This window comes from Pseudomonas rubra (genome assembly GCF_028656935.1).
Lineage (GTDB): Bacteria > Pseudomonadota > Gammaproteobacteria > Pseudomonadales > Pseudomonadaceae > Aquipseudomonas > Aquipseudomonas rubra.
The window spans coordinates 27,052-42,998 of sequence record NZ_JAMDGZ010000058.1 but is presented as its reverse complement, the minus strand read 5'-3'; the positions used below and the strand labels follow the sequence as shown (position 1 = coordinate 42,998).

12 protein-coding genes are annotated in these 15,947 nt (G+C 62.6%); 2 read left to right on the top strand and 10 right to left on the bottom strand.

Translation table 11 applies throughout. From position 1 onward, the window contains the following. Positions 1 to 93 precede the first annotated feature (93 nt). From M5G17_RS23475 to leuC, 9 genes are all read right to left on the bottom strand, one after another. Positions 94 to 714, bottom strand: coding sequence for a phosphoribosylanthranilate isomerase (locus M5G17_RS23475; protein ID WP_273895278.1), 621 nt, complete (start codon positions 712 to 714; stop codon positions 94 to 96). Positions 715 to 775: 61 nt separating this feature from the next. Further along, positions 776 to 1,630, bottom strand: a complete 855-nt coding sequence (gene truA, locus M5G17_RS23470; RefSeq protein ID WP_273895277.1) for a tRNA pseudouridine(38-40) synthase TruA — start codon at positions 1,628 to 1,630, stop codon at positions 776 to 778. A gap of 90 nt (positions 1,631 to 1,720) precedes the next feature. Next, a complete protein-coding gene (locus tag M5G17_RS23465; RefSeq protein WP_273895276.1) occupies positions 1,721 to 4,420 on the bottom strand; it encodes a FimV/HubP family polar landmark protein in 2,700 nt (899 codons plus the stop codon). A 70-nt stretch (positions 4,421 to 4,490) separates the two neighbouring features. Continuing rightward, positions 4,491 to 5,501: an aspartate-semialdehyde dehydrogenase gene (locus tag M5G17_RS23460; protein ID WP_273895275.1), complete on the bottom strand. Its 1,011-nt coding sequence runs from the start codon at positions 5,499 to 5,501 to the stop codon at positions 4,491 to 4,493. A 196-nt stretch (positions 5,502 to 5,697) separates the two neighbouring features. After that, a complete protein-coding gene (gene asd, locus M5G17_RS23455) occupies positions 5,698 to 6,810 on the bottom strand; it encodes an aspartate-semialdehyde dehydrogenase (RefSeq protein ID WP_273895274.1) in 1,113 nt (370 codons plus the stop codon). A 68-nt stretch (positions 6,811 to 6,878) separates the two neighbouring features. Next, on the bottom strand, positions 6,879 to 7,961 hold the full coding sequence (leuB, locus tag M5G17_RS23450; protein ID WP_273895273.1) for a 3-isopropylmalate dehydrogenase: 1,083 nt from the start codon (positions 7,959 to 7,961) through the stop codon (positions 6,879 to 6,881). Positions 7,962 to 8,014: 53 nt separating this feature from the next. Beyond that, a complete protein-coding gene (locus M5G17_RS23445; RefSeq protein WP_273895272.1) occupies positions 8,015 to 8,779 on the bottom strand; it encodes a class I SAM-dependent methyltransferase in 765 nt (254 codons plus the stop codon). An 82-nt stretch (positions 8,780 to 8,861) separates the two neighbouring features. After that, complete coding sequence (leuD, locus tag M5G17_RS23440; protein ID WP_273895271.1) at positions 8,862 to 9,506, bottom strand: 3-isopropylmalate dehydratase small subunit; 645 nt, start codon at positions 9,504 to 9,506, stop codon at positions 8,862 to 8,864. Then, a complete protein-coding gene (gene leuC, locus M5G17_RS23435; RefSeq protein ID WP_273895270.1) occupies positions 9,503 to 10,936 on the bottom strand; it encodes a 3-isopropylmalate dehydratase large subunit in 1,434 nt (477 codons plus the stop codon). Before leuC ends, leuD begins: the two co-directional genes overlap by 4 nt. Before the next feature lie 130 nt (positions 10,937 to 11,066). On the opposite strand from leuC, the gene M5G17_RS23430 reads away from it, so the two are divergent. Both M5G17_RS23430 and M5G17_RS23425 read left to right on the top strand, forming a co-directional pair. Further along, positions 11,067 to 11,942, top strand: coding sequence for a LysR family transcriptional regulator (locus M5G17_RS23430; RefSeq protein ID WP_273895269.1), 876 nt, complete (start codon positions 11,067 to 11,069; stop codon positions 11,940 to 11,942). 69 nt (positions 11,943 to 12,011) lie between these two features. Further along, positions 12,012 to 15,308 carry a sensor domain-containing protein gene (locus M5G17_RS23425; RefSeq protein ID WP_273895268.1) on the top strand — a complete coding sequence of 1,099 codons (3,297 nt, stop codon included), beginning with the start codon at positions 12,012 to 12,014 and terminating at the stop codon, positions 15,306 to 15,308. A gap of 150 nt (positions 15,309 to 15,458) precedes the next feature. On the opposite strand, the gene M5G17_RS23420 is transcribed toward M5G17_RS23425, so the two are convergent. Then, the gene (locus tag M5G17_RS23420) at positions 15,459 to 15,905 is read right to left on the bottom strand and encodes an Hsp20 family protein (protein WP_273895267.1); all 447 of its coding nucleotides are present in this window, start codon (positions 15,903 to 15,905) and stop codon (positions 15,459 to 15,461) included. Positions 15,906 to 15,947 lie beyond the last annotated feature (42 nt).

Genomic DNA, 15,947 nt, shown 5'->3' with positions numbered 1-15,947 from the left:
ACCGACCCATGGGCGCGATCCGGCAGCACCGGGCTGCGAAAGCTATGGACGATGGCGCGCGGCCAGCCGTCACATCCGCAGCATTCAACCACTTCACGCCTGCTTGACCGCACGGATGAATGCCTCGATCCGCGCCGGATCCTTGATGCCCTTGGCCTGCTCCACGCCCCCGCTGACATCCACCGCGTACGGCCGCACCTGCCCGATAGCCTGGGCCACGTTGCCAGGCGACAGACCGCCAGCAAGGATGATTGGCTTGCTCAGGTGCTTTGGTACCAGCGACCAGTCAAAGGCCTCGCCGGTACCGCCTGGCACGCCAGCCACGTAGGTATCGAGCAAAATGCCGCTGGCACCGCTGTAAAGCTTGCAACTGGCTTCCAGGTCGTCGCCCGGGCGCACGCGCAACGCCTTGATCCAGGGGCGGTTGAAACCTGTACATTCGGCCGGGGTTTCATCGCCATGGAACTGCAGCAGGTCCAGCGGCACTGCTTCGAGGATTTCCGTCAGCTCGCAACGGCTGGCGTTGACGAACAGGCCCACGGTGGTGACAAACGGCGGCAGTGCGGCAATGATCGCCCGCGCCTGCTGCACATCGACCGCCCGCGGGCTTTTGGCATAGAACACCAGACCGATGGCGTCGGCACCCGCCTCGGCTGCGGCCAGCGCATCCTCGATGCGGGTAATGCCGCAGATTTTGCTGCGAACGGCGCTCATGAGCTGTGAACCTCAGCAGAAAGCGGAAAGTCCCGGATGTTAGCAAATGGCTTGCGGGCCGTCAGCCCGTCAATGTCTCGTAGCCGGTGATGAAGTGTGGGCCGATGTAACGCTGGGGCAGTTCGAACTCGTCGTGGTACTCGACCTGCACCAGGTACAGCCCGTACGGATGCGCCGTCACACCACCGGCGCGCCGATCGCGACTTTCCAGCACCTGCAGCGCCCACTCCGGTGGACGTTCGCCAGCGCCGATGGTCATCAGCACACCGGCAATGTTGCGCACCATGTGGTGGAGGAAGGCACTGGCGCGAATGTCGAGTACGATCATCCGGCCGTGGCGGCTGACCCGCAGGTGATGAAGGTTCTTGACCGGTGACTTGGCCTGGCACTGGCCGGCGCGAAAGGCGCTGAAATCATGGGTGCCGACCAGGTACTCGGCGGCCAGGGCCATGCGCTCGACATCCAGCGGTCGGTGATTCCAGGTCACCTCTTCGCCCAGGTGCGCCGGACGGATCTGGTCGTTGTAGATCACGTAGCGGTAACGCCGGGCAATGGCCTTGAAGCGCGCATGAAAGTGCGCGGGCATTTGCTTGGCCCAGGACACGCTGATGTCATGGGGCAAGTTGATATTGGCGCCCATGGTCCAGCCCTTCATGCTGCGTACCGCCTGGGTGTCGAAATGCACCACCTGGCCGCAAGCGTGCACGCCAGCATCGGTGCGCCCGGCACACTGCACGATGACCGGCGAATCAGCGACCCGCGACAAAGCTTCTTCCAGGGTTTGCTGCACGCTCGCCACGCCACTGGCCTGGCGCTGCCAGCCGCGATAGCGCGAACCTTTGTACTCAACGCCCAGAGCAATGCGAAAGAAGCCTTCGGCCGCCGCTTCGGCAGCGGCGTTATCAATGATTTCCAAGGGGATACAGCCTGTCGGTTTAGCAGATGGCGGGAATTATAACGACAACGGCAGCCACGTGGGCTGCCGTTGTCTTTACGAGGACTGAACTCAGACCAGGCGCGAGAGTAACTCGTCGGCTTCCTGGCGCTGGGCATCGCTGCCGTCCTTGCGCACCTCGTCGAGGATGTCGCGGGCCCCGTCATGGTCGCCCATGTCGATATAGGCCCGGGCCAGGTCCAGCTTGGTGGCCACTTCATCGGCGCCGCCTAGGTAGTCGAAGTCATCGCCCAGGTCGTCGCTCAAGGCGTCCGCTTCGGTGAAGTGCGGCTCGATCGGCGGCTGTTCAAGGCTTTGCGACAGCTTGTCGAGTTCGGCGTTGACGTCATCGAGCTCCGAGGCGAAATGCTTGTCCGCGTCCGACTCGTCCAGCGACAACGAAAGATCGAAGTCTTCCGGCAGATCCAGCTCACTGAGCGGGTCGAACTCGGGCATGGTCTCATCGAACGCAGCCAATTCGGCGGCAATGTCAACGCTGTCGCTGGCAGGCTGTGGCGCAGGCTCGTCGCTTGCAACGTCGAGGTCGAAATCGGCGAGATCGTCCAGGGCCTGTTCAGGCTGGGCGAGATGCTCTTCGAGCAAGGCGTCGAAGTCCGGCTGGGCGGTACCGGCTTCGCTGGCGACTTCTGTAGCCTGCGGCGCTTCAGCGACCGGCGCAGGCTCATCGAGCACGGGTGGCTCGTCTAGCTCCAGGCCTTGCAGGTCGTCGTCCAGGCTCAGGTCAAAAGCGCTGTCCAGGTCGTCTTCAGGCAAAGGCTCAAGGTCATCCAGTGGCGCTTCAACGGCAGTTTCAGGCTCGGCAAGCACCTCGGCCTCGACGACCGGCTCGACTTCAGCGACCGGCTCGGCAGGCGCCTCATCCTGTAGCAGTTCCTGTACGTACTGGGCGTCCAGCTCGGCCGCCAGCGCCGCAGCGCTGACACCGGCCGCCGCCACCGCAAGCATGGCCGGGAAGCGGTTTTTCAGGTTCTCGACATCGGCGTGGTTCTGGCCGGTGGCGATCAACTGGCGCTCATGACCGACAAAACCATCACGGTCGCCCTGGCGGGCATAGACTTCCATCAGCTTCAGGCGCAGGTCGCTGCGCTCAGGTGCTGCGGCGACGGCAGGCTCGAGCAGGTCGGCAGCGTGATTCAGGCGACCACGGGCGATACTCAGCTCCACTTCATCAAGCAGTGCATCACCCGTCGGCGCTGGCGTACTGGCGGCCGGGGCGACCAGTGGCGCGGCAATCGGGCCTTGCACCGGCGTGCTTGGCGCAGGCTGGGCAACCACCACCGGCTCCTCAGCAGGCAGCGCGGCAGCTGTGGCCGCAGCCGCCGAGGCCGCGACCACCGCTGGCGCCAGGGTTACATTGGGCGCGGCCACTTCCAGACCTTCAAAGCTGCTTGCCGGCAGGTCCAGGTCTTGCGCACGATCACCCTCTTCGGCCAGGGCACGGGCCATGCGCAGGTGTTTTTCCGCTTCCTGATCGGCTTTGCGCTTGCGCGCCAGCAACAGCAGCACAAGCAACAGCACCAGCAAGGCGGAACCTGCGATCAGCGCCAGCAGCAACGGGTTGCCGAGCAGATCGTCAAGCATCTTGTTCGAGTCGGCCGGCGCCTGCTCGGCAGTCGCAGGCTCAACCGGTGCGGTATCGACCGCAGCCGGGGCTGGCGTGACCACCGGCTGCTCAGGCGCCGGTGCTGGCTGTAGCTCGGCAGTGACCGCTGGTGCCGGTGCTGCGGGCGCTTCAGGCGCTGCCGAACCCTGGGCTTCGAGCTTGGCCAACTGGTCGTTCTTCAGCGCAATCAGCCGCTGCAGCTTGTCCAGCTGGCTCTGCAGGTCGACCATGCGGCTTTTCAGTTCTTCATTGTCACGACGGCTGGTGTCCAGGCTTTCCTGGGCCACCGCCAGCTTGTCGTTGAGCCCTTTGCTGCCCGCTGCGGCCTTGCTGCCGGGGGCGACCAGCTTGAGGTTGTCTTGATTGGCAATCCGCGCTGGCGCAGCCTCGGTGCCGCTGCGCCGGGTGGCGTCGAGCTGGCGGGCACGCGGCCCCAGACGCCGGCCTTCGCGCCAGGCAGCATACTGCTCGGCAACCTCGGTGACGGCCTGGCCTTGGGGAATACTGGCGATCTGCTGCTGATCAGGCAGGCGCAACACCTGACCGGTTTTCAGCAGGTTGATGTTGCCATTGATGAAGGCATCCGGGTTCAGCGCCTGAATGGCCAGCATGGTCTGCTGCACCGACCCACCCTGACGGGCTTTCGAGGCGATTTCCCACAGGGTGTCGCGACGCACGGTGGTGTAGTTGGCCGCGGTCACCGCCGGTGCAACGGCCGCCGGCGCCGGCTGCCCGGCCGGGGTATTGAACTTGGCCGGGTCGATCAGCATGCTGTAGTCACGCAGCAGGCGACCGCTCGGCCACATGACCTGGACCAGGAACTTGACCATCGGCGCCGGCAACGGCTGGCTCGAGGTCACCCGCAACACGCTCTTGCCGTTAGGATTGATCACCGTGGTGAAGGTCAGGTCATTGAGAAACGCCTGGCGCTCGACACCGGCCTTGGCGAACTCTTCAGGCGGCGCCAGGCTCGGCGCCACTTCCGCCGCCGTCAGGTCACGGACATCGAGCAATTCGATCTCGGCATCCAGAGGTTGATTCTGCGCTGACTTCAACGTCAGCTCGCCCAACCCGAGGGCATGCGCCATACCGGACGACAGCGCCGACGCCGCGGCTATTGCTAAGACCAGTTTGCGAATTCGAAGCATGACCTCTTCCTTTGAATGAACCTTCCCCGGCAACCGAGAACAAGTGGGGCAAATTGTCGGCAAGTATCTTTTACACAAGGCCTTTTATCAACAATTGCGCCAGCTGAACTGCGTTCAGGGCCGCGCCTTTGCGCACATTATCGGTGGTCAGCCAGAGGTTGAGCTGTTCAGCCTCGTCGATTCCACCGCGTACCCGTCCAACATAGACCACGTCCTGGCCCACTGCGTCACCCACCGGCGTCGGATAATCACCCTCCTCCACAAGCTCAATGCTTTGGGCAGCTTCCAGTGCGGCGTTGACCGCCGCCAGGTCGACTGGCGTGCGGCTTTGCACGGACACACTGTAGCTATCGCCGAAAAACACCGGGACTTGAACGCAGGTCACGGAAATCTTCAGTGAAGGCAAGCCGAGCACTTCGCGCAACTCGCTGACCAGGCGACGCTCCAGAGCGCCATGACCCTCGGCATCGCTGCCGCCAACCTGGGCCAGCAGGTTGAAAGCCATCTGCCGGTCGAAAAAGCGTGGCTCCAGCGGACGGGCGTTAAGCAGTTCGGCAGTCTGCCGGGCCAGCTCGTTGACCGCTTCGCGGCCTTGGGCAGAAACCGCCAGACACGCGGTGACGTTGATGCGCTCAAGCTCCAGCAGGCCCTTGAGCGGTGCCAGGGTGACCGCCAGGGCGATCGCAGCGCTGCTTGGGCTGCTCAGTTGCAGCGGCGCCTTGAGGCTGTCGAGCCGCGCCGGGTTGGCTTCGGGCACCACGGCTGGTGCCTGCTCGGCCGACAGCCCGCCGGACAGGTCGATTACCGCGCAACCGGCTGCCTGGGCCTTCGGGGCGAAGCTGCGGGTTACCGCAGGACCTGCGGCAAAGAAAGCCAGCTTGACCTTGCTGAAGTCGAAGCTGTCGACCTCACGCACACGCAGGCTCTTGCTGCGAAACATCACGCCACTGCCCGCCGATTCATTGCTGGCCAGCAGATGCAGGGTGCCGACCGGGAAATCGCACTCATCGAGGATCTGCACAAGGGTTTCACCGACGGTACCGGTGGCACCGATGACGGCGATATCAATAAGCTGGGTCATGGAAAAATCCTCTGCTGGAACGGCGGGAGCGGCACTTTACTTGGATTTGCATGCGCAGGACACCGCAATCGCGGGGCAAGCCCGCTCCCACTGTGGGAGCGGCGGTGCGGCGTCCCGACTTGCCCCGCGATGACTCCACCCACAAAAAAGCCCGCGCAGTTTCCGGCGCGGGCTTGGATTCAACTCGGTGTAGCGATCAACGCTCGAGCAGGATCCGCAGCATGCGCCGCAGCGGCTCGGCCGCGCCCCACAGCAGCTGGTCACCGACGGTGAAGGCGCCCAGGTACTGCGAACCCATGTTCAGCTTGCGCAGGCGGCCCACCGGGATGTTCAGGGTACCGGTGACGTTGGTCGGGCTCAGCTCCTGCATACTGATTTCGCGCTGGTTCGGCACCAGTTTTACCCAAGGGTTGTGCTGGCTGATCATGCCTTCGATATCGGCGATCGGCACGTCCTTGTTCAGCTTGATGGTCAGCGCCTGGCTGTGGCAACGCATGGCGCCAATGCGCACGCAGATGCCGTCGACCGGGATCGGGCTCTTGAAGCGGCCGAGAATCTTGTTGGTCTCGGCCTGGGCCTTCCACTCTTCGCGACTCTGGCCGTTGGGCAGCTCTTTGTCGATCCACGGGATCAGGCTGCCGGCCAGCGGTACGCCGAAGTTTTCGGTCGGGTAGGCTTCGCTGCGCATGGCCTCGGCAACCTTGCGATCGATGTCGAGGATGGCGCTGGCCGGGTTGGCCAGGTCATCGGCCACAGCGGCGTGGGTGGCGCCCATCTGGCGGATCAGCTCGCGCATGTTCTGCGCGCCGGCACCGGAAGCGGCCTGATAGGTCATGGCGCTCATCCACTCGACCAGGCCAGCCTCGAACAGGCCGCCCAGGCCCATCAGCATCAGGCTGACGGTGCAGTTGCCGCCGATGTAGTTCTTGGTACCGGCGTCGATCTGCTGGTCGATGACCTTGCGGTTGACCGGGTCGAGGACGATGACTGCGTCATCCTGCATGCGCAGGCTGGAGGCGGCGTCGATCCAGTAGCCCTGCCAGCCGGCTTCGCGCAGCTTGGGGAAGACTTCGTTGGTGTAGTCGCCGCCCTGACAGGTCAGGATCACATCGAGGGTCTTGAGCTCTTCAATGCTGTAAGCGTCCTTGAGCGGGGCAATATCCTTGCCCACCGCAGGACCCTGGCCACCGACGTTGGAGGTGGTGAAGAACACCGGCTCGATAAGATCAAAGTCCTGCTCTTCCAGCATCCGCTGCATGAGCACGGAACCGACCATGCCGCGCCAACCGATCAGACCTACACGTTTCATCGCAACTACACCTTTGCTAAAAAGTGGGCCGCTGCTTCACAAGGAAAAACAGCAGCGGGCCCGAGAGATTACAGATTCCGCAGCGCTGCGACTACTGCGTCGCCCATTTCCTGCGTACCCACCTTGCTGCAACCGTTCGACCAGATGTCGCCGGTGCGCAGCCCCTGATCCAACACCAGGCTGACGGCCTGTTCAATGGCCTCGGCTGCCGCCTGCTGGTTGAAGCTGTAACGCAGCATCATCGATACCGAAAGGATGGTCGCCAATGGGTTGGCAATACCCTGGCCGGCGATGTCTGGCGCCGAGCCGTGGCAAGGCTCGTACATGCCTTTGTTGTCAGCATCCAGCGACGCTGATGGCAGCATGCCAATGGAGCCGGTGAGCATGGAAGCTTCATCCGACAGGATGTCGCCGAACATGTTGTCGGTGACCATCACGTCGAACTGCTTGGGCGCACGCACCAGTTGCATGGCGGCGTTATCGACATACATGTGGCTGAGCTCGACGTCCGGGTAATCCTTGGCTACTTCCTCGACGATCTCACGCCACAGCTGGCTGGAGGCCAGGACGTTGGCTTTGTCCACCGAGCAGAGCTTCTTGCCGCGCACACGGGCCATGTCAAAACCGACCCGGGCGATACGGCGGATTTCGCTTTCGCTGTACGGCAGGGTGTCGTAGGACTGACGCTCACCGCCTTCCAGCTCGCGGGTGCCGCGTGGCGCGCCGAAGTAGATGCCGCCGGTCAGCTCACGCACGATGAGAATATCCAGGCCCGCGACGATTTCCGGCTTGAGCGAGGAGGCATCGGCCAGTTGCGGGTAGAGGATCGCCGGGCGCAGGTTGGCGAACAGGCCCAGTTGCGAGCGGATTTTCAGCAAGCCGCGTTCGGGGCGAATATCGCGCTCGATCTTGTCCCACTTCGGCCCGCCGACAGCGCCGAGCAATACCGCGTCGGCCTTGCGGGCGCGCTCCAGGGTTTCGTCGGCCAGCGGCACACCATGCTTGTCGATGGCCGCACCACCGATCACGTCGTGGGCAAGGCTGAAGCCGAGCTGGAACTTGTCGTTGGCCAGTTCCAGCACCTTGACCGCTTCGACCATGATTTCCGGACCGATGCCATCACCTGGAAGAATCAGAATCTGCTTGCTCATGCGTTCCTCTATTCAATTCAAGCGGCACGCCCTGTTGGCCTGCCGGAAAAAACCTAGCGTTCGGCCCAGAGCACCACGACATCGGTGCTGAACGAGCCATCGGCTTCAATCTGGTAATACTGCCGTACTTCTTCGCCCATCGCCTGCTGCAATTGGCGAATGGCGCCACGCATCACCTCGGGAGTGCGCATGCGCTCGACCCAGGAGCGGTACTCCAGGCGCAAGCGCTGACGGCTGTGGCTGCGGGTGAACAGGCCGGCTTCGCTGACCTGCTGCAACCATTCACTGGCCGAGTAATCGCGTACATGGCTGGTATCGCGCAAAACTTCGACGCTCTGCAAGTAGGTGTCGAGCAGCGGGCTGCCCGGCGACATCACGTCGATGAACGCGGCCACGCCCCCAGGCTTGAGCACCCGGCGCACTTCCCTCAGGGCCAGGCCCAGGTCGCTCCAGTGGTGCGCCGAGTAGCGGCTGAAGACAAAGTCGAACGATCCATCGGCAAATGGCAGGCGCTCGGCGGCGCCACGCTGGGTGACAATGTTCTCGAAGCCGCGCTCGGTGGCAGCGGCGGCGACCACATCGAGCATCTGCTGCGACAAGTCGTAGGCCACCACTTCACGCACCAGCGGGGCAACGTGAAAACTCACATGGCCAGCGCCACAGCCAAGGTCCAGCAAACGCGCGCGACCTTGGCCGGCAAGCTCTGCCTGCAACAGGGCGAACTCACTGCCCTGGGCATGCACGGCGCTGCTCAGGTAGGCGCTGGCCTGCTCGCCGAACTGGCGCTGGACGACATCCTTATGGGTGGTGCTGGTCATTGATATCTCCTGGGGCCTTATTATCGCGGGGCAAGCCCGCTCCTACCTCTGTGGGAGCGGGCTTGCCCCGCGATCAGCTCAATCAAACGTCACGAAACAACCACGGCTGACTCGCCCGGTGCTTGACCTCAAACGCAGCAATCGCATCACCATCCTGCAAGGTCAGGCCGATGTCATCCAGGCCATTGAGCAGGCAGTGTTTGCGAAACGCGTCGATCTCGAAGCTCAGCACCTTGCCGTCCGGACGGGTCACGGTCTGCGCCTGCAGGTCCACGCTCAACTGATAGCCAGGCTCGGCTTCGACCTGCTTGAACAACTCATCGACTTCCTGCTCGCTGAGGATGATCGGCAGCAAACCGTTCTTGAAACTGTTGTTGAAGAAGATGTCGGCGTAGCTCGGCGCGATAATGCTGCGAAAGCCGTATTCTTCCAGGGCCCAGGGCGCATGTTCACGGCTTGAGCCGCAACCGAAGTTCTCACGGGCGAGCAACACGCTGGCACCTTGATAACGCGCGTGGTTCAGCACGAAATCCGCGTTCTGCGGGCGCTTGCTGTTGTCCTGGTACGGCTGGCCGACATCCAGGTAGCGCCACTCGTCGAACAGGTTGGGGCCAAAGCCGGTGCGCTTGATCGACTTCAAGAACTGCTTGGGAATGATCTGGTCGGTGTCGACGTTGGCACGGTCCAATGGCGCGACGAGGCCGGTGTGCTGGGTAAAGGCTTTCATGCTGCGCTCCCTTGGATCAACTCGCGTACATCGACAAAACGGCCAGTAACGGCAGCGGCGGCGGCCATCGCCGGGCTCACCAGGTGGGTACGGCCACCGGCGCCCTGGCGCCCTTCAAAGTTGCGGTTGGAGGTGGAGGCGCAATGCTCGCCACTCTCCAGGCGGTCGGGGTTCATCGCCAGGCACATCGAGCAACCCGGTTCACGCCACTCAAAGCCCGCCGCAAGGAAAATCTTGTCCAGGCCTTCCTGTTCAGCCTGGGCCTTGACCAGGCCCGAGCCCGGTACCACGATCGCCTGCTTGATGGTCGCGGCCACCTTACGGCCCTTGGCGATTTCAGCGGCGGCGCGCAGGTCTTCGATGCGCGAGTTGGTGCAGGAGCCGATGAACACCCGGTCGAGCTGGATGTCGGTGATCGCCTGGTTGGCGCTCAGGCCCATGTACTTCAAGGCACGTTCGATGGAGCCGCGCTTGACCAGGTCGGCTTCGGCAGCCGGGTCCGGCACGCGCTGGTCGACGGCCAAAACCATCTCCGGCGAAGTACCCCAACTGACCTGCGGTTTGATCTGCGCAGCGTCCAGCTCGATCACCGTGTCAAACACCGCATCGGCGTCGGATACCAGGTCTTTCCAGGCTTCGACCGCTTGCGCCCAATGCTCGTTTTTGGGCGCATAAGGGCGACCCTTGACGTAGGCGACAGTTTTTTCATCGGTGGCCACCAGGCCGACCCGGGCACCGGCCTCGATAGACATGTTGCAGATGGTCATGCGGCCTTCGACCGACAATTCGCGGATGGCGCTGCCGGCGAACTCCATGGCATGGCCGTTGCCGCCGGCAGTGCCGATCTTGCCAATCACGGCGAGGACGATGTCCTTGGCGGTGACACCGAACGGCAATGTGCCTTCGACGCGCACCAGCATGTTTTTCATCTTCTTGGCCACCAGGCACTGGGTCGCCAGCACGTGCTCGACCTCGGAAGTGCCGATGCCATGGGCCAAGGCGCCGAACGCGCCGTGGGTCGAGGTGTGCGAGTCGCCGCAGACCACGGTCATGCCGGGCAAGGTTGCGCCCTGCTCCGGGCCGATGACGTGGACGATGCCCTGACGCACGTCATTCATCTTGAATTCGACGATGCCATACTCGTCACAGTTTTCATCGAGGGTCTGAACCTGCAAACGCGAAACCTGGTCGACAATGGCGTCGATCCCGCCCTTGCGCTCGGGAGTGGTCGGCACGTTGTGATCAGGCGTGGCAATGTTGGCATCGATGCGCCAGGGTTTGCGGTTGGCCAGGCGCAGGCCTTCAAAGGCTTGCGGCGACGTCACTTCGTGGATGATGTGACGGTCGATGTAGATCAGCGCCGAACCATCGTCGCGCTGCTTGACCAAATGCGAATCCCAGAGCTTGTCGTAAAGCGTTTTGCCGGCCATCAGACTGTTCCTCATCAGCGTCTTTCTATGCCAATAACCCCTTGGCTTGTACGGACGATGCTATGCCGGTAGATTGAATAACTCAAATTCATAATTTTTATGCTTTGGATAACCAAAAGGAATTCGAGCAGTGGACCTGGCTAACCTCAATGCCTTTATTGCCATTGCCGAGACGGGCAGCTTTTCCGGGGCCGGCGAACGCCTGCACCTGACCCAGCCTGCGATCAGCAAACGCATCGCCGGCCTTGAGCAACAACTGGACGTGCGCCTGTTCGACCGCCTCGGTCGCGAGGTCAACCTGACAGAGGCCGGACGCGCCTTGTTGCCGCGCGCCTACCAGATCCTCAACGTACTGGACGACACCCGCCGGGCCCTGACCAACCTCACCGGTGAAGTCAGCGGGCGCTTGACGCTTGCGACCAGCCACCACATTGGCCTGCACCGCCTGCCGCCGTTGTTGAGGGCCTTTACCCGCCAGTACCCGGCGGTAGCGCTGGATATTCAGTTTCTCGACTCGGAAGTGGCCTACGAAGAAATCCTCCATGGCCGAGCAGAAATAGCGGTGATCACCCTTGCCCCGGAACCACACCATCTAGTACGCGCCGTACCGGTATGGGACGACGCCCTGGACTTCGTCGCCGCCCCCGAACACCCGCTGGCACGCAAAGGTGCGGTGAGCCTGGCCGATATTGCCCACCATCCGGCGGTTTTCCCGGGCGGCAACACCTTCACCCACCATATTGTCCAGCGCCTGTTCGAAGCCCAGGGCCTGACACCGAACATCGCAATGAGCACCAACTACCTGGAAACCATCAAGATGATGGTTTCCATCGGCCTGGCATGGAGCGTGCTGCCACGTACTATGCTCGATGAGCAGGTGGCGCCCATCGCCTTGCCGGGCATACAGCTATCACGCCAGCTAGGCTACATTCTGCACACCGAACGAACGCTATCGAATGCCGCCCGGGCCTTTATGGCATTGCTCGACAGCCATGCAGCCCCTTGAACAATTGAGGTAACACCCGGGCAAGCCTGCCCGCTCAAGGACGCGTTATCTGCCAAAGGTCTGGTATCGATGCCCAAATCAGCAAACCGCTTCCCGCGCATGCTTCGAATCCATGCGGCGGACCCCCAGGAATCGGAGCAAACCTGGGAAAACGCCCCGCAACTGCTGGCGGCGCTTAACGGTGCGCGCCTGGGCGCCTGGTTCTGGGATGTCGAAACCGGCCAGATCAGTTGGTCACGCGGTACCCAGGCCCTGTTTGGTTTTGATCCGCACCAGCCCCTGCCCAATGACCTGGACTACTTGGAGCTGGTGCCCATGGAAGACCGCCCGCGCGCCCTGCAGGCGTTTCATGCGGTGGTCAATGGCGAGCCGGTGGAGCAGGCCCTGCGCCATCGCATTCGCTGGCCCGACGGCAGCCTGCACTGGCTGGAAATCAACGGCAGTATGACCAAGGACCCCAACGGCCGGCGACAGATGGTCGGGGTGATCCGCGAGATCACCCGCCAGCGTGAACGCGAATCGGCGCTGATCAACTCGGAAAAGCGCTTCGCCACACTCTTTCACCTGAGCCCCAACGTCATTCTGCTAACCCGCCGCGCCGACGGCATGATCTACGAGGTCAACCAGCACTTCGAGAACATCCTCGGCTGGCCAGGCCACCAGATCGTCAACAAGAGCACCGTGGAGCTGGGCCTGTGGGTACACCCCCAGCAGCGCCAGCAGGTACTGGCGGCAACCAGCGGGACCAGCGGCCCGGTCACCCTCGAAGTGCAGTTTCGCGGCAGCAGCGGTGAAATCCACGACGGCATACTCTGCACCCAGAACATCGAGCTCGAAGGCATCGCCTACCTGCTCAGCACCTTCGTCGATACCAGCGAACACAAACGCGCAGAACAAGCGCTCAAAGACAGCCAGGAGCGCCTGGACCTGGCCCTGGATTCGGCGCAATTGGGCACCTGGGACTGGCACATTCCCAGCGGCATGCTCTACGGCTCGGCGCGAGCGGCCGAACTGCACGGCCTTGAGCCTGTGCCCTTTCACGAATCCTTCGAGTCATTCTTCGAAGGCGTGCCGGAAATGGAGCGCAGCACCATGCGCCAGGCCTATCGCAGCCTGCGCGAAGGCCCGGCCGGCAATTACCAGATCACCTACCGCATCCAGATGGAAGACGGCAGCTCGCGCTTTATCGAAAGCCGCGCCCGGCTGTACCGCGATGAACAAGGCAATCCGCTGCGCATGGCTGGCACCCTGCTGGACATCACCGAGCAGGTCGAACGCGAACAACGCCTGACCAGCTCCGAAGAAAAATTCGCCAGCCTGTTCCAGGCCAGCCCCGACCCGATTTGCGTCACCCGCCAGGACAACGGCCAGTTCATCGAGATCAACCCGGCTTTTACCCAGGTGTTTGGCTGGAACGCCGAACAGGTATTGGGCAACACCGCCGAACAGATTGGCCTGTGGGCCGAGTCGGCCGAACGCGCCCGGCGCATCGAGCGGGTGATCCGCGACCAGGCCCTGAACAACGTTGCCGTAGTGGTCAATCACAAGGACGGCCAGCCGCTGACCTGCGTGATATCCAGCCGCCTGATCAAGGTCGACAACCAGCCCTGCAGCGTCACCACCCTGCGCGACATCACCCAGCAGCAGCGTGCTGAAGCGGCGCTCAAGGCCAGTGAAGAAAAGTTCGCCAAGGCCTTTCACTCAAGCCCCGACGCCATCACCATCACCGAGCGCGACAGCGGTCGCTACCTGGAAGTCAACGATGGCTTCTGCCGCCTGACCGGCTACAACGCCGCCGAAGTGATCGGCCAGACCGTGCACGACATCGGCATCTGGGCCGACGACAAGCAACGCGCCGCACTGCTCAACGAGTTCCAGGACAAAGGCCGGGTGCACCACCGGGAAATGCTCGGACGCAACAAGCGCGGCGACATTCTCACCGTCGAAGTGTCGATCGAGCCGATCAACCTCAACGAAACCGAGTGCCTGCTGCTCACCGCCCGCGACGTCAGCCAGCTGAAGAACGCCCAGGCGCAAATCCGCCACCTGGCCTACCACGACCCGCTGACCAACCTGCCCAACCGCGCCCTGCTGATGGACCGCCTGAGCCAGCAGATCGCCCTGCTCAAGCGTCACAACCTGCGCGGCGCCCTGCTGTTCCTCGACCTCGATCACTTCAAGCACATCAACGATTCCCTTGGCCATCCGGTCGGCGACACGGTGCTGAAAATCATCACCGCGCGCCTGGAAGCCAGCGTGCGCCTGGAAGACACCGTCGCACGCCTGGGCGGCGATGAATTCGTGGTATTGCTCAGCGGCCTGGAAGGCAGCCGCGAGGAGGTCACGGAAAAGGTCCGCGAACTGGCAGACACCCTGCGTGAACTGCTGGCCGAACCGATGTCGCTGGACGGCCAGCGCCTGCAGGTCACCCCCAGCATCGGCATGGCGCTGATTCCCGACCACGGCTCGACCCCGGCCGACTTGCTCAAGCGCGCCGACATCGCCCTGTACCGGGCCAAGGATTCCGGGCGCAACACCACGCAAATGTTCCACACCACCATGCAAAAGGCCGCCAGCGAGCGCCTGCGCATGGAAAACGACCTACGCCTTGCCCTGGCCCGCGGCGAACTGGCCCTGCACTTCCAGCCCCAGGTCGACGCCCGCGACAATCGCATCGTCGGCGCCGAAGTGCTGTTGCGCTGGCACCACCCGCAACTGGGCCAGCAGCCACCGGCACAGTTCATCCAGGTTCTGGAAGAAAGCGGGCTGATCCTTGAAGTGGGCAGCTGGATCCTCGACGAAGCCTGCGATGCCTGTGCCGGCATGCTGCGCGACGGGCTGATCGATGGCGATGACTTCAGCCTGTGCGTGAACATCAGCCCGCGGCAGTTCCGCCAGAACGACTTCGTGGAACGGGTAATGCGCAGCCTCGACGACTTCCGCCTGCCGCACAAGATCCTCAAGCTGGAAATCACCGAAGGCATCGTCATCCAGAACCTGGAAGACACCATCAGCAAAATGCGCGAACTCAAGACGTTTGGCGTCAGCTTTGCCATGGATGACTTTGGTACCGGCTACTCCTCGCTGACCTACCTCAAACGCCTGCCGGTGGACGCCCTGAAGATCGACCAATCCTTCGTCCGCGACGCCCCGCTGGACCCCAACGACGCCGAAATCGTCCGCGCCATCGTCGCCATGGCCCGCAGCCTGGACCTGGCGGTGATTGCCGAAGGGGTGGAATTGTCGGAGCAGCTGGAGTTTCTTGAGCGGCTGGGCTGCCACTTGTACCAGGGGTACCTGCACAGCCGACCGTTGCCGCTGGGGGAGTTTCGGGCGTTATTGCTTGAAGCGCCGGCGGGATACTGAAACAGCGAAAATGTAGGAGCGGGCTTGCCCCGCGATAGCATTCTGCCTGCCAAATCGAATCGCGGGGCAAGCCCGCTCCCACTGAGTCATGCAAGCCCAAAATAAAGCAATAAAAAGGGCACCCGAAGGTGCCCTCATCCAAAACAACAATCAATTCAGAGCAGGCTTGCCATCCCCATTGATCGGGATCCGCTTGGCCTTGGCCTCTTCCGGCACAATCCTCAGCAGGTCGATGCTGAGCAGCCCATTGGCCAAACCAGCCGCCTTGACCTCGATATGGTCAGCCAAGCGGAACGACAACTTGAACGCCCGCTGGGCAATGCCCTGATGCAGATAGGTAACGCTTTCAGCGTTGCTGTCACGCTTGCCGCCAGTCACGGTCAAGACGCCTTTTTCCACTTGCAGGTCCAGATCCTGCTCCTGGAAACCTGCCGCAGCAACGACGATTCGATAGTGGTCTTCGCCATGTTTTTCAACGTTGTAGGGAGGGTAGCTGCTACCCGCCTCATTACGCGCCGCAGATTCGAACAAATCATTGAAACGGTCGAAACCTACGGAATGACGGAACAGTGGAGCCAGAGAAAAAGCAGTAGTCATGGTACATCTCCTGAAAATCAGCGAGGTTGTGTAGTAGCGCGA